Origin of the sequence: Flavobacterium ustbae, from assembly GCF_003946915.1 — a bacterium.
GTDB lineage: Bacteria > Bacteroidota > Bacteroidia > Flavobacteriales > Flavobacteriaceae > Flavobacterium > Flavobacterium ustbae.
Window position 1 is genome coordinate 57,583 of the sequence record NZ_RPOC01000022.1, and the last position, 14,784, is coordinate 72,366.

At 36.1% G+C, this 14,784-nt stretch carries 13 protein-coding genes; 5 read left to right on the forward strand and 8 right to left on the reverse strand.

Annotated elements, in window-relative coordinates; translation table 11 throughout:
- Positions 1-2 precede the first annotated feature (2 nt).
- Genes EG814_RS19290 through EG814_RS19305 form a run of 4 tightly spaced genes read left to right on the forward strand, consistent with a single transcriptional unit; the run spans position 3 to position 2,455 of the window.
- A complete protein-coding gene (locus tag EG814_RS19290) occupies positions 3-440 on the forward strand; it encodes a 3-hydroxyacyl-ACP dehydratase FabZ family protein (RefSeq protein ID WP_125723511.1) in 438 nt (145 codons plus the stop codon).
- On the forward strand, positions 437-1,705 hold the full coding sequence (locus tag EG814_RS19295; RefSeq protein ID WP_125723512.1) for a beta-ketoacyl-[acyl-carrier-protein] synthase family protein: 1,269 nt from the start codon (positions 437-439) through the stop codon (positions 1,703-1,705). Before EG814_RS19290 ends, EG814_RS19295 begins: the two co-directional genes overlap by 4 nt.
- Position 1,706: 1 nt before the next feature.
- Positions 1,707-1,961 (forward strand): acyl carrier protein, encoded by a 255-nt coding sequence (locus tag EG814_RS19300; RefSeq protein WP_125723513.1) that lies wholly within the window; start codon positions 1,707-1,709, stop codon positions 1,959-1,961.
- Entirely contained in the window at positions 1,958-2,455 is a 498-nt protein-coding gene (locus tag EG814_RS19305) for a 4'-phosphopantetheinyl transferase family protein (RefSeq protein ID WP_125723514.1), read from the forward strand. The genes EG814_RS19300 and EG814_RS19305 overlap by 4 nt, the downstream gene beginning before the upstream one ends.
- Before the next feature lie 484 nt (positions 2,456-2,939).
- Here EG814_RS19305 and EG814_RS19310 read toward each other — a convergent pair whose 3' ends face one another.
- The 3 genes from EG814_RS19310 to EG814_RS19320 all read right to left on the reverse strand — a co-directional run bounded on the left by EG814_RS19310 (position 2,940) and on the right by EG814_RS19320 (position 6,783).
- Entirely contained in the window at positions 2,940-4,721 is a 1,782-nt protein-coding gene (locus EG814_RS19310) for a mechanosensitive ion channel family protein (protein ID WP_125723515.1), read from the reverse strand.
- A gap of 171 nt (positions 4,722-4,892) precedes the next feature.
- Positions 4,893-5,918, reverse strand: a complete 1,026-nt coding sequence (locus EG814_RS19315; RefSeq protein ID WP_125723516.1) for an NAD(P)-dependent alcohol dehydrogenase — start codon at positions 5,916-5,918, stop codon at positions 4,893-4,895.
- A gap of 262 nt (positions 5,919-6,180) precedes the next feature.
- A complete protein-coding gene (locus EG814_RS19320) occupies positions 6,181-6,783 on the reverse strand; it encodes a murein L,D-transpeptidase catalytic domain-containing protein (RefSeq protein WP_125723517.1) in 603 nt (200 codons plus the stop codon).
- 428 nt (positions 6,784-7,211) lie between these two features.
- Here EG814_RS19320 and bioB point away from each other — a divergent pair, with 428 nt between their 5' ends.
- Positions 7,212-8,201, forward strand: coding sequence for a biotin synthase BioB (gene bioB / locus EG814_RS19325; RefSeq protein WP_125723518.1), 990 nt, complete (start codon positions 7,212-7,214; stop codon positions 8,199-8,201).
- Positions 8,202-8,431: 230 nt separating this feature from the next.
- Here the strand turns inward: bioB and EG814_RS19330 are convergent, their stop codons facing one another.
- The 5 genes from EG814_RS19330 to EG814_RS19350 all read right to left on the reverse strand — a co-directional run.
- Entirely contained in the window at positions 8,432-8,947 is a 516-nt protein-coding gene (locus EG814_RS19330) for a hypothetical protein (RefSeq protein ID WP_125723519.1), read from the reverse strand.
- Positions 8,948-9,157: 210 nt separating this feature from the next.
- Positions 9,158-9,757 carry an REP-associated tyrosine transposase gene (locus EG814_RS19335; RefSeq protein ID WP_125723520.1) on the reverse strand — a complete coding sequence of 200 codons (600 nt, stop codon included), beginning with the start codon at positions 9,755-9,757 and terminating at the stop codon, positions 9,158-9,160.
- Between the two features lie 204 nt (positions 9,758-9,961).
- On the reverse strand, positions 9,962-10,462 hold the full coding sequence (locus EG814_RS19340; RefSeq protein ID WP_125723521.1) for a hypothetical protein: 501 nt from the start codon (positions 10,460-10,462) through the stop codon (positions 9,962-9,964).
- A 5-nt stretch (positions 10,463-10,467) separates the two neighbouring features.
- On the reverse strand, positions 10,468-10,797 hold the full coding sequence (locus EG814_RS19345; RefSeq protein WP_125723522.1) for a hypothetical protein: 330 nt from the start codon (positions 10,795-10,797) through the stop codon (positions 10,468-10,470).
- A gap of 15 nt (positions 10,798-10,812) precedes the next feature.
- The coding region (locus tag EG814_RS19350) for a DUF6443 domain-containing protein (RefSeq protein WP_235831014.1) at positions 10,813-14,784 on the reverse strand (3,972 nt) is incomplete at its 5' end.

The window sequence follows — 14,784 nt, forward strand, 5'->3', positions numbered from 1 at the left end:
TTATGGAATTAAACGAAATCATCAAACAGCTTCCGTACAGTGAGCCTTTTTTATTTGTTGATGAATTGCTTCACGCAGACGAAAATGGCGTAACGGGAACCTATACTTACAACGAAAATTTAGATTTTTATAAAGGTCATTTTAAAGATAATCCGGTAACTCCAGGCGTTATTTTAACCGAAACCATGGCGCAGATCGGAATGGTTTGCTTGGGAATTTTTCTGTTAGGAAATGAATTAGGAGAAAACACGGTAATTGCTTTTACTTCGGCTGAAATGCAATTTCTAAAACCTGTTTATCCAAATGAAAAAGTAACCGTAACTTCTGAAAAATTGTTTTTCCGTTTTGGAAAACTAAAATGTAATGCCGTTATGAAAAATGAAGCTGGACAAGAAGTTTGCCGAGGAATTTTGGCCGGAATGATAACGAAAAAATTATGAAAAAGAGAATCGTAATAACGGGGCTTGGAGTTGTGGCTCCAAATGGTGTTGGTATTCCTCATTTTACTGAAGCATTAAAAAACGGCATTTCTGGTATTCGTCATGATAAACAATTAGAAGAATTGCAGTTTTCTTGTCAGATTGCGGGTCAGCCACAAATATCTGAAGAATTGAAATCGCAATATTTTACCGAACTTGAACTTCGAGGATTTAACAGTACAGGAATTCTCTACGGCGTTATGGCAGGAATGGAAGCATGGAATCATGCAGGATTGCCAATAAACGAAACTCCAGATTGGGACAGCGGATGCATTTTTGGAGCGGGAACTTCTGGTATAGATAAATTTCGCGAAAGCATTTATAAAATTGACGAACTCCAAACCCGAAAATTAGGAAGTACAGTTGTTGCTCAAACCATGAACAGCGGAGTAAGCGCTTATCTAGGAGGCAAAATCGGATTCGGAAATCAGGTTACAACCAATTCTTCGGCTTGTATTACGGGCGCAGAAGCTATTTTAATGGCGTATGACCGAATACAATCTGGACAGGCAAAACGAATTTTAGCAGGAAGCACTTCTGATAGCGGGCCCTATATTTGGGCAGGATTTGATGCGCTTCGTGTTTGCTCTTCTAAATTTAATGACAATCCTGAAGAAGGGTCAAGACCAATGAGCGCGTCGGCTGCGGGTTTTGTTCCAGGAAGCGGTGCTGGAGCTTTTGTGGTTGAAGATCTTGAAAGTGCTCTAGAACGTAACGCAACAATTTATGCCGAAATTTTAGGCGGTAACATCAATTCGGGCGGACAGCGCGACGGTGGCACCATGACGGCTCCAAACAGCGTAGCAGTGCAAAGATGTATTAAAACTGCAATAGAAAATGCGGGAATATACCCAAATGAAATTGATGCCATAAATGGACATTTAACCGCGACAACAAAAGACAGTCTGGAAATAGAAAACTGGACAGAAGCGCTAGAAAGATCTGGCTCTGATTTTCCATACATTAATTCATTGAAAAGTCTAACAGGACATTGTTTAAGTGCTTCTGGAAGTATCGAAAGCGTAGCTGCTGTTTTACAGCTACATGAAGGTTTTTTGTTTGGCAATAAAAATTGCTCTGATCTTCATCCTGAAATCGCTTCTCTTATTGATTCTTCAAAAGTGCTTTTAGAAACTATGAAATCGAATCCTAAAATAATTGCTAAAGCTAGTTTTGGTTTTGGCGATGTAAATGCATGCATAATCTTAAAAAAATTTGAAAACTAAAATGGATAGAACTGAACTTATCGAAAAATTGAAAGTAATTATAAAGCCTTTTGCTACTAACACAGAAGCTTTTGAAAATCTTACAGAAGAAACCGATTTTATTAAAGACTTGAATATTAATTCGGCTAATCTGGTTGATATTGTGCTGGATATTGAAGAAAATTTCGACATCGTAATCGATAATGTAGATATGGAAAGAATGCTCGATGTTAAAACCGCTGTTGAAATTATCGAAACCAAACTTGCCGAAAAATGATTGGCAATGACATTGTAGATCTTGCGCAGTCACGTTTAGAAAGCAACTGGCAGCGCAAAGGTTTTTTAGAAAAGCTTTTTACAGCTGAAGAGCAAGGATTTGTAAAAGACTATTCTGAACCTGAAATCATGGTTTGGCTTTTATGGAGCATGAAAGAAGCGGCTTATAAAATCTACAACCGTCAAACCAAAATACGAGAATTCTGTCCGAAGAAGCTTTGCTGTTCTTTAGATTTTTTAAATTCTAATATGGCATCAGGAAAAGTAATCTGTGCTGAAAATATTTATTATACTAAATCGAGAATTTCTAGCGAAAATATTCATACCGTTGCGGTTAAAGATTTTGAGCAAAAAGAAAATATAATTGAAGTTCAGAACAAAGAAATTGTAAAAGATCAAAATGGCATTCCGTATTTAAAAACTACAGATGTTCTTCAGGATATTTCAATTAGCCATCACGGACGATTTGAAAAATGGGTTATTATTCAGAAATGAAATAACCAAGACCATATAGTCCCTACGGGACAAATATTTTGAACGCATTTTTTTTGCTACCGATATTTAATCTCTACGAGATATTTTCATAATAATATTAATATCAGGATTGAAGCTTTCTTCATCTGGATATTTTTGGCTACCGATATTTAATCTCTCCGAGATAGATTTATATAAATATCAAGATTAAAACTTCCTGCATGTGGATATTTTTGGCTACCGATATTTAATCTCTACGAGATAGATTTATATAAATATCAAGATTAAAACTTCCTGCATGTGGATATTTTTGGCTACCGATATTTAATCTCTACGAGATAGATTTATATAAATATCAGGATTAAAACTACCTTCATCTGAATATTTTGGTCACCAATATTTAATCTTTCCGAGATAGATTTACATAACAATATCAGTGTCTGGATTAAAACTTCCTTCATCTGGATATTTTTTGCTACCAATATTTAATCTCTCCGAGATACATTTACATAACAATATCAGCATCAGGATTAAAACTTCCCTCATCTGGATATTTAATACTTCCTTTGAGTTCTTCTACTCTTTTTGGATCAAACTTAGGAAGTTGCAATTCACCATCTTTCTTCCACTTTTTAACTGTTTCAGAGATTTCTTCTGCTTTTTCGCTAGAAAATGGCGTATCGCGTGCCATGTATAATGTCTGCGAAGGATAAGCCAGAGAGGTGCCGCTTTTTTCTATAATATCCATCATACGCAATAAAAGATCTTCTTGTACTTCTTGTGACGTTTCAAAATTAACCGCTTCAATATAGGCCGTAATTTCAACTTTTAAAGCGTCTGCAGTAATACCTGTAAAACGAACTATTGGTGGTGAATGTAACACAGCAGGATGCGCATACAGTAAAGATTTTAATTCTACCAGCAGATAACGCATCTGATCTGGACTGGTTTCCATTCTAAATCCAAAAATAGGATTAAATATAAATCGGTCGCGATGGGCATAATTTTCTATTTTGCTAGCCGAAAGCTGACCGTTAGGAATCGTTACAATGCTGCGGGCAGCCGTACGAAGTGTCGTAGAACGCATTCCGATAGATTCTACAGTTCCTTTTATATCATCAATACGGCAAAAATCACCAACACGTAATGGCTGGTCGGCAATAAGACTCACACTTCCCACAAAATTTTCTATTGTTTTTTGTGCTCCAAGTGCCAGAGCAATACCCCCAATTCCAAGTGCCGCGAGTCCAGCTGTAACATCTACTCCAATAATTCCTAGTATGGCAATAATTCCGATAAAAACAATTGCGGCTTTCATAGTACGGCTTAAAAATAATACTGCTGATACTGCAGAAGCGCGCCCTCGCCTATTCATTCTGCTGCGGGTAAACATGCTCACAAAATCGGTCATTCTCCAAAGCAGTATTAGAAAAGCTAAAATTCCGATTGTAATTATAATAATGCTAAATCGTTGCCTTACTATAATCGAAATGCCCATTCGTTGCGTAAATGCCACAAATAAAATTACTGTGAGGTACATTTGAACTGGAAGCGTAAAAGCTGCTATTATTGCATTGCCTTTCTCACTATCGGCTTTCTTCCACGTTTTTTGAATTAAAAATATAAATACAAATATAAGCAGTCTAGAAAGCAAGTACGAAATGACCGTCATTACTACCACTACTCCCCAATGTCCAATAGGAACGTTTCCAAGTTTTCTTTCTTTTAAAACTTTTGGCAAGACTCTGTCTAAAAATGTTTTTTCTCCGCTAATATCTGCGGCGAGAATTGCTTCTATTGTTTCTGCAGAAAAAAGCCATAAAGCGGGCTGACTTTCGTCTGACTGATTTTCTAAATATAGCGGTATGTTTATTTTATCTGTGGATATATTTCCAACTAAGTCTAGCTCAGATGCCAAATTATCGTCTATACGTCCTAATTCTTTATTGCTAAGAATAGATGATGGCGAAAAATTACCTCCTTGATCCAACAGCTGCTGAAAAGTCTTTGCTATTTGTATTCTTTCGCCTGTTTTGCGGTAAGAGCGTTTACTAAGCATAAAATACTGACTGGCTCGCAGATAATTCTGGTCGCCAATTGCTTTTATAAATCCGTTTACGGTTCCTTGCGGTGTTCTTCTTCCTAGAGAATCATCAGGAACTTTTGCAGGTTCTTCGGCAGTTGTTTTTGGGGTGCCTAAAAGCTGCGCTTCCATTCTTGATGGGGTTATGGCTACTGCTAATAATAAGAGTAAAAAAGAGAATAAACGTTTGGCACCTAAAATCATATTTTTTGCTTTAGTAACTTAGACTATTAAAAATAAGAAATATAGCAGAAAAACAAAAGATTTAGCCGCGAAAACATCTTAATTTTCTACACAAAAACCTTCGTTCGATAATACTTTATTATATCAAAACAAAAAAATCCGCCTCTGCTGCGACGGATTTTTCACTTTAAATTAGGGTACTAAAACAGCTCTGCCTTTTATTTTCCCCTGTCTCATTCTTTCATAAACCTCGTTGGCATCGTCAAGTTTATGTTTTTCTATTTCGATATGAATTTTCTTTTGTCGTGCAAGACCTACAACTTCCATCAATTCTGTTCTGGAACCCCAATACGGATTGGTCATACTTACTCCAAAAGGCAACCCATTCATATTGTACTGATAATGTCCGCCTCCAAGGCCAATAATAGTAAGATCTCCATCAAGACTTACAACCTTAGTTCCTAAATCTATTGTAGAAGTAACTCCAACAAAATCAAGAACTACTTTAGCTTTTTTGATTCCTGTAATTTTCTGAATTTGTTCTGCTGCATCTACGTCTTTAGAATTAATAGCAAATTGAGCTCCTAATTCTTTAGCAAATGCCAATTTATCTTCGGTAACGTCGCAAGCAATAATTGCCGCTCCGCTTATTTCTCTTAATATTTGCAACGCAACGTGTCCTAAACCACCAACACCTATAACGACAACATACTCGTCTGGCATTAATTTAGAAAGCGAGCGTTTTATAGCAGAATATGGCGTAAGTGCCGCATCTGTAAGTGGAGCGGCTATAATAGGATCTAGATCGAATATAGGCACTAAAAGTCTTGAAGACGGAACCAGCATATACTCAGCCATGCCGCCATCGAGTCCTAAACCGCCTCCATAAGCTTGCTCCGACTGATGATCACAATAATTTTCTTTTGACTGCTGGCAAGGCTTGCAATGTCCGCATCCCCACGGACCGTATACCAGAACGGCATCTCCTTTTTTATAACCTTGCACATTTTCACCAATTTCTTCAACCCATCCGGCATTTTCATGTCCTAGCGTAAAAACTGTTCCTACGACAGTTCCTTCATCTATAATGTGCAGGTCTGAATGGCATACACCCGCTCCGCCAATTTTTAACAAAACTTCATCACCTTTAGGAACAGGTCTTTCAATATCATTAACAACGCGAACATCTTTGTGTCCAAAAAAACGTACTGCTTTCATAAAATAAAAATTTAATTACTATTCTACTAATTTACAACTTGTATTTTCTACGTTATTCATCAGACAAGTTAAGTTTATCCTAATTTATTGGTTTTATTAAGTGTTTATAGGAACTGCCAACATAAGCAACGAGATTGAAACAACAAAAATTGAACTCACAAAAACAAAAAAAAGAGAACTTACGTTCTCTTTTCCAATTTGATTTTATGGTATAAAATTCGATTGCGATTTTGCAATATAATGTACTGTTCCGTACTTTATTTTAATAATAAACAGACAATAAGATTTTAGAATTTGAACCTTCTATATATTTTTCAAGCTTTTTAAAGAATGCTTCATTAACCATTGGACAACCGTGGCTGTTGATAATGTAATAGCCTTGTTCATCTTGTGGAACCTCTTTGTAATGGTGCAATACGATAGCACGTTTCATGGCATTATTATTAGTTTCATCTAATCCTGCCAATCTAAAAGCTTTTCCGAAAACACCTTTATATGGTTTTTCTACCGAATATCTTCCTAAAGAAGTGCAATTAGAGTTTGGAGTATTGCTAAATTGAAGAATATCGCCTTTTATTCCAGTCTCAGAACCAGAGCCATGTGCTACTAATCCCTGATCAAGAATTTGATTGTTTTCAAGATCGTAAACAAAAAAGCGATTTTTTCCTGATTTAATCTTCATGTCGACAAGAAAAGCAATTTTGTTACTATACTTGCGATTAGACGCTGTGTAAGATTTAATTTCGTCTACATGCTCTGTAAGTCTTGCAAATTCAATTTCGCTTAAAATTTCATCTTTCTCCCATACATTTACAGTAGTAAAGGAACTTAAGGAGAAAAGCAGTGCCATTAAAAATATTCTCATATTAGGCAAAAAGTTAGGTTAAACAATAATTTGGGGCAATCGATAATCTAATGCTGCAAAATTATACACAAAGCTTATACAATTCCCATCTTATGTGTTAAAGATATTATAAATATCTGATATCAACAACATTAAACGTTAATTTTTAATTAAAATTCGTTAATCTGCATTACTATCAGCTAAAATCAAAATCATTTTAATACTGTGTTCTACATAAAAATTAGTTTTTTAACTAATATAGTATTCAACTAATTACATTTTTTTGCTACCGTAGAAGTTATTTAATCTCAAAAAATGCAGTTTACCTTTAAATCAATTTCAAAGTTCATTTCAATTTTAACCGGACTAGTCATAATATAAAAACTGGTACATTTTGATCCTACGGCAAAACAATACATTTGATCGGAAATAGAAAAGTATCTCAGACAATGAACAGACAAATAAGACACGACTGGAGCAAAGAAGAAATTCAAGCCATTTACGATCAGCCTTTATTAGAATTAGTTTACCAGGCCGCAACCGTACATCGCGATTGGCATAAATCTTCAGAAATACAAGTATGTACACTGCTTTCTGTAAAAACAGGCGGCTGTCCAGAAGACTGCTCTTACTGTGGGCAAGCAGCGCGCTACCATACCGATATTAAAGTGCAAGCTCTTTTGCCAACAGAAACAGTTCTAGAACACGCACAAAAAGCTAAAGATGGAGGCTCTTCTCGTTTTTGCATGGCTGCCGCTTGGCGCGAAGTCCGTAATAATAAAGATTTTGATCGCGTTATCGAAATGGTAAAAGGAGTGAACGATCTCGGACTGGAAGTTTGCTGTACCTTAGGAATGCTTACCGAAGAACAAGCTATGCGTTTGCAAGAAGCGGGTTTGTATGCTTATAATCACAATTTGGACACTTCGGAAAGTTATTACGATGAAATTATCAGTACACGAAAGTTTGATCAGCGTCTTGATACAATTAACAATGTCAGAAAAGCAGGCATTACGGTTTGTTCTGGCGGAATTATTGGTTTGGGAGAAACACCTGCTGATCGCGTTTCTATGCTCTTAACCTTAGCTACAATGCCTGTTCATCCGGAATCTGTTCCTGTAAATGCGTTGGCGAGAGTAAAAGGAACGCCGTTAGAAAACAATCCGAAAGTGCCTCTTTGGGATATGGTTCGAATGATTGCGACGTCTCGTATTATCATGCCCGCTGCTGTGGTGCGATTAAGTGCTGGACGCATTGAAATGACGGAAGAAGAACAAGCTTGGTGTTTTATGGCGGGTGCGAATTCTATTTTTACTGGTGAACGCGAAACGTTATTGGTGACACCAAATCCAGGATTGTCTGAAGATATGCAGATGTTTCAAAATCTTGGACTTAAACCTTTGACTAAAGAGAGCAAAACTGCTTGTACGGTAAGCTAAAAGACTAATTGATCTCTTATAATGTGTTTTTCTTTTATTTTTCTTTTTTAGCAAACAAAATTAGATGCTTTATCTTACTTATTTATACAAAAATGAAAAATTTAAAGTCAGTAGACTTTTGGAAGTTCAATACTCAAAACAAATTAAAAAAATTGCGCAAAGTCAGAGACATTTGCGCAGCTTTTTATGTGGAACACTTCGGGGAGCGGGTAATCAAGAACATATTCTCGTCACTCAAATTTTATAACATTTTTATTTTGTTTCCATTCGGCAAGATTTTTTTTAAACAACTCATTTATATCCTCAGTAAAAAACCAGTTACCACTATATTCTGTTTTCTTTAAAAACTCTTTTTTAAACTCTTTTAAAAGCTTATTAGCTTCAATTATAAAATCGTCGCTTTTTAACACAAATTTGCCATCTTCAAAATATTTCGGCGTATAATACAATCGACCTGCTTCTATTGTATTTTCTTTGGATTGAATGCATTTTAAAAATTCTACCACATATGACTTTTCAGGATTAAACAGATAATAACTTTGTTTCTCAATAAATCTATATTCGGTTTGCTTTGAATCAAACACAATCTCAATCTTACTTTGATTAGATAAATTTAGCTCTTGTTTTATTTCGTCTAGATGCTTTATTAAGTTTGGGTATAAATCGAAACCTTTACTTTTAAAGAAAGTAACAAACTTTTCTATATCATCATTAGAGTGAAAAAAATTAATTTGTTTTGAAATCATAATTTTAAATTAATTTATGGAACAAATATCGTTCTATTGCTACCATTTGGTGCACCCACGCTACGCGAAGTGTTCACCTATCGCGCTGCGCAAATGTCCCCCGCTGCGCGAAGTGTTATCCTATCGCGCTGCGCAAATGTCTCCGACTTTGCGCTTTTTTTTACTTCCTTATTGGTATTTACTTCTAAAAGTCTCCGACTTTAAACGAGTCTAATAATGACTAAATCTAAAAACCGATTTTGAATCTAAAACATCCACAATCGGGTTTTCTGCTTTTTGAATATAAACTAAACCGGAATCATTTACATAATTGGATGCACTTGAATAAATATAATCTGATGCTTTGTTTACTAATCCTGCTTTTACAGGATTTAAATGTAAATAATCTAATTTTGACCACATAAATTTATCGGTATAAATTTCTTCAGCATGGTTTCCGTACTGCCAAAACTGAAAAACTTTATTTCGGGTATGCTGTTGGGCGGCCAGTTTAAAACGTTCCAGCATCCATTCTCTTCTGCTTTCTGGACTATTCTGAATTTTTTCTAAAATCGATTTTGCAGTAAACTTTTTAAAATCTCTAATCAGATCTGAAAGCTTTCCATTTTCAGACTGCACAATCATATGAATGTGATTGCTCATAATTACATAGCCGTACAATATCATGCCCTTATTCTTAATACAATAGTCTAAACATTCGACAATAATATCACGGTAATTTTGTCTTGTAAAAACATCAATCCAGTCTACAACGGTCGGAGTTATAAAATGTGGAAGTGCTTGATCTCTTATAACGTATCCTTCTTTCATTTTCTTTTTTTCAAGCATTAAAATTAGGTGATTTATCTTACTTATTTATACAAAATGAAAAATTTAAAGTCAGAGACTTTGGGAAGTTCTGCATTCAAAACATGTTAAAAAAATTGCGCAAAGTCAGAGACATTTGCGCAGCTTGTTATGTGGAACACTTCGGGGAGCGGGGGGGACTTTGGGAAGTTCTGCATTCAAAACAAGTTAAAAAAATTGCGCAAAGTCAGAGACATTTGCGCAGCTTGTTATGTGGAACACTTCGGGGAGCGGGGGATCAACTAATAATTGTCCTGAGTTGTAATAATACTTCTGAATACCACTTTTACACGTAAAAATTATTTCATCGCACCTATAACCAAGTATTTCTTCAACATTCTTATTAACTTTTACATCTAAAATTTCATCTCCTTGAACACTCCCATTATTCCAATATACGATATCAGAATTGGACATTTTATTATAAAGTTTATTTTCCTTATTATCATATAACTGCCATAACAAAAGTTTGCCATTAGTTTCAGATTTATAACTTCCGTCCTTAATAAAATATTTTTGTATAGTCCCAAGCATAAATCTCCATTGATCATCTTTTATTTGCGCAGTATTGCTTGTATAAGAATTAGAATAAATTATCTCACCCTCAAAATTCTGCGAAACGGATGTAAACGAAATTAACATCAATAAAAATTTAATTTTATTAATCATACCCATTATTTATTAAATTGTTCATTAAATTGCGAAATCATTAGCTCTGGTTTACTAACAGAATATTTAACCATGACAGTGTCTCCCTCGCTCACTTTTTGATATGATGTAAAACCATCAATACCTACATACTCTTTATTATCAACTTTATATTTAACCCTAATATGGTTACCCTTTTGGACTGATTTTTTAATAACTACACCTTGAGTTAGTTTATAATTTTGATTAATAAAGTCAATATTCTCTAGCTCCTCTTGTCTTAAGTTTGTTGCTATAAAATAAATTCCAAAAGCCATCAGTCCGATCACTCCAAATACTTTTAACTTGTCTTTCATAATTACCATTGTTTTTTAAAAGCCTAAAAAGCTTTTAATTTTATCTCCTATTGAATTTTGTGCTGCTTTATTCACTGTTTCGCCAACGGCGCCTTTTGTTGCCGAATTAATCATCTGCGCTTTTACTGTATTTATTCTCGCGACTTGAGCCCCTCCTTTTGCTTTTGAAAGGTTTTCCCCAGCAATCATAGCTTTAGATCCAGTCAAATTTCTACCTCCATCTGTTACTTTGTTGAATTTATTGGTAGCTTTAACAATGTCTTTAGTAGCTCTAGTTTCTGCTTTCGTTGCTGCCTTTACACCACCTTCCGTTACATTTCCAATTTTTTTCCCAATGGCTCCGCCAATTTTTCCTGCTGCAACATCAACCACACCATCAACAGCTGCTTTTGACACACTCTTTTTACCATTAAAAACATTTTGATTACCATCTTTTGCAGAATAATCAAAAGTAGCTTTCGCTACAACTGATCCTCCTTCAATTCCTGCTACTGCAATCGCACCAACCCCTGATCCTATTAAGGCTCCTTTTACAGTTTCAACTCCTACATCAGCCCAATCAACTTCACTTAAAGATTTGCCAGATAATAGCTGCCCTCCCAATTCTAAACCTCCACCAACAAGTCCACCTATAGCTGCCGTAAGACAATTAGGGCAACGTCCATCTGGGTCATCAAATCTAACTGGGTCATTATATCCATATGCATATGGATTTAAATTATTCCTATTATATATACCACCTCCGTTTCCTAAAGTAGTGTGATAAGCAAATTCTACTTGAGCTTCATCATTTTCATCAATATCATTAGGATTAAATGTAAAATCTAGATCATTTATCAATGGATCAATATTTATCCAGCGACCAAGTGCAGGGTCATAGTTTCTTGCTCCATAGTCATACATCGCAAGCCCCAGCTCGTCTTGAAGTTCCTTCCCATTGTACTTATACTTATTCGCTGTAGCCAAATAATCATTATATCCTTTATGTTTTAATCCAAAAGGATAATAATTATTCTCTTCAATAATTTCAAGAACCTGTGTTGCAAGGTTTTTAGCATAGCTCACTCGAACGTTTCCTAAGTGGTCTTTGTACTGGAAAACATACGAAAGTGCTCCTGCTGTATTTTTAACATACCCCTCAGCAGTCGGGAAAAACTCTAAAATATTGTCTTTGTACTGGTAGCCTCCTAAATAATCGGTCGTAGCTGTAACAGTGCCTTCTGTAACGGCCTTTTTTATTTTTTGCCCTAACGCATTGTAAAAGTACTCAATGGTTCCTGTTGTTCCAAATGTAATTTTCTTTGGCAGGTTTAAATGATTATAGGTAATCTCGGTAATGTTTTTATTTTTATCGCTAATCATATTTCCATTACTATCATAGCTGTAATCGTCATCTGTTTTATTGACATCGTTAAAACCGCTGCTATTATTAGCATTATCAGCTACCTTAGTAAGCAGGTTCGAATTGTTTGCATAAGTATACGTTAGATTGTCAATGTCTATATTTCCTACCTGAGGGTCATAATCTCCTTTACGGCTTAATGTTTTAATATTGCCATTTTTATCATACGTCAGATTTTCGTCGTAAGCACTGGTTGTTAAGCCGTTCTTTTCGTATACCGCATTTTTAAGACGGTTAAGGTTGTCATATTTATAGCCGTAAGCTCTTTCATTTAAATCTGATGCGGTTTTCCAAAACGTTTCTGAGATATTTCCGTTGTAGAGTTTTTTCACATCTGAAATATCGGTCTGCGTGGTTTCGTAATTAATTTTAAAAGCAAATAGATCTGCTGGATCTGTACCCTGCTGCAGATTTGCTGTTTTATTAATTTCTTTCAGCCAACCTCTAATATTATACTGAAAATCTACTTTTTGAAACGGATTTCCAGTATTGTTTCCTACTTTCTTACTTGTTAGCTGTCCTAATGCATCATAGGTGTTTTCTGCTAATAGTTCGATTGTTCCGCCGTTTATTTGGTGCGTGTGTCTAAGCAGTCTATCCTGAGGCGAATATGTAAATTCTTCTCTTACTGTAATTTCAGCATTTCCAGATGTTCGCTTATGCTTAGTAATAGTGTAAAGGGTCTTCCCTGTAAAATCTACTTTACTCTCACTGGAACTATATCCGCCCAAATAATTCTGAAGATAGTTTTTTATTGGTCTTGCCTTATTATCATAAAATATTGTGGTAGTTTCTCCTGCAGTAGAAGCTGCCGTAGTTACAGCTCTTGTCCAGCTTCCTGTGGCTAGGGTTTTTACATTGCTTAAGACTGGCTGCCCTTCTATAGAAGTTGGAACAGGCTGTGCATTTGGAAACGCGTAGCTATCATAGTAATTAACGGTTAATAGCTTAAAATTTACGGGTTCAATAGTGTTGCTGTAATAAGCTTCTATACCGTCAATATTACCCGAAGTCTGTTTGCTTTCGTATAGAACCGTTTTGTTGTTTTGAGCATCTTGCAATGATTTTCGCGTTGCTGAATTTGAAGTCTGGTTGCTCCATCCTGTATAAACTGGTCTGCCGAAAGCATCATATTTGGTAATGATCCAGCCTTGTGCATTTTCATCTTTAAAAGGTGACAAGGCTGGCCCAGTTGCTACAGGACGGTCCAGTTTATCATACACAATAAATTCCCATTGTTTGCCCGGAAGTTTTTTCTCTGCCAAACGGTTGTTATTGTCGTATTTGTATTGATAGCATAAGCCATTGAGTGTATCCACGGTTATTGTTCCTGCTGCATTTGGCGGAATTACATAGGTAAGGTTTCCGTAAATATCGTAAACGTAATAAGTATCATGTTTTTCTCCTGCATCGTAGGTTCTTTTTAATACAACCTGCCCTTCCTTATTCTTAAACTCAACTGTTGAACCCGATCCTTCTGCAGGACTAGCTGCTGTGTTTTCGTCATAAGTGATATTTTTAAACAACTGGTTGGCTTGATAATATCCTGCGTCTGAAAAGGAAATTTCATACAGACCAGATCCGGCATTCCAAACCGCTGCAGCTTTATACAATTTTACTTCGCTTGCCGTATTGGTCTGATAATCTAATTTAATTTCATGGCCACTATCCATACTCCAAGAATTTCCTGGTGCCGCTTGTTTGAGAACTCTGTTTAGAGGTGAAGCTTCCAACTTTTTCTGCGAATATGGATTTGAAGTGTTTTCATATTTTTCTGTATTGTAGAACCCAATTGTTGCCGATTCGGCATCTGCTGCAAATGACATATCTGTTGATGAAGCTTCATATGGAAGAAATTCTAATACCTGTCTTCCAAAAGTATCATAAGTAATGTGTGTGACAATGTCTTTTGACTGAGATGACTGTCTATTAGCAATCTGCTGTACAGGTCTGCCAAGACCATCAAAATAGGTTATATTGGTCTGAATCTCATTGATAGACGCTGACTGTACGATCGCTTGTTTTGGCTTTTTATAAACTTTATTAATGATATAATTATGGTCTGCAGACGGAATTACAATATCAGAACAGTCTGAACTGGATCCCGCTAAAGATGGACAGTTATCCGAATTATTTCGAACATAATTGCCATTTGGAGTCGCACACTGCTGTACAAAAACAGAAGGATCTCCGAGACCATCTGCGTCATTATCTGCATACCACTTTGTATTGGGATTAATGGATGCATCTGAATCATTGCAGTCCGTATTGTTGGCTACATATCCCGTAGGCTTCACGCTGTACGAAACGCTTAAGGAAGGGTTTCCAAACGTGTCGCCGTCGGCATCCCTGTAAAAGGTCGATGGGGCAATATTGGTGATATTGGCTGTCGCATCATTATAGTCGGAGGAATTCAGAACATATCCTGCAGGCTGGGTACACTGAACCAGTTTGGTTGCAGGCGTTCCAAAAGTGTCTCCATCTTGGTCTCGATACCACACCGTATTGGGGTTAATAGCCGCATCGGCATCATTGCAGTCCGTATTGTTGGCTACATATCCCGTAGGCTTCACGCTGTACGAAAC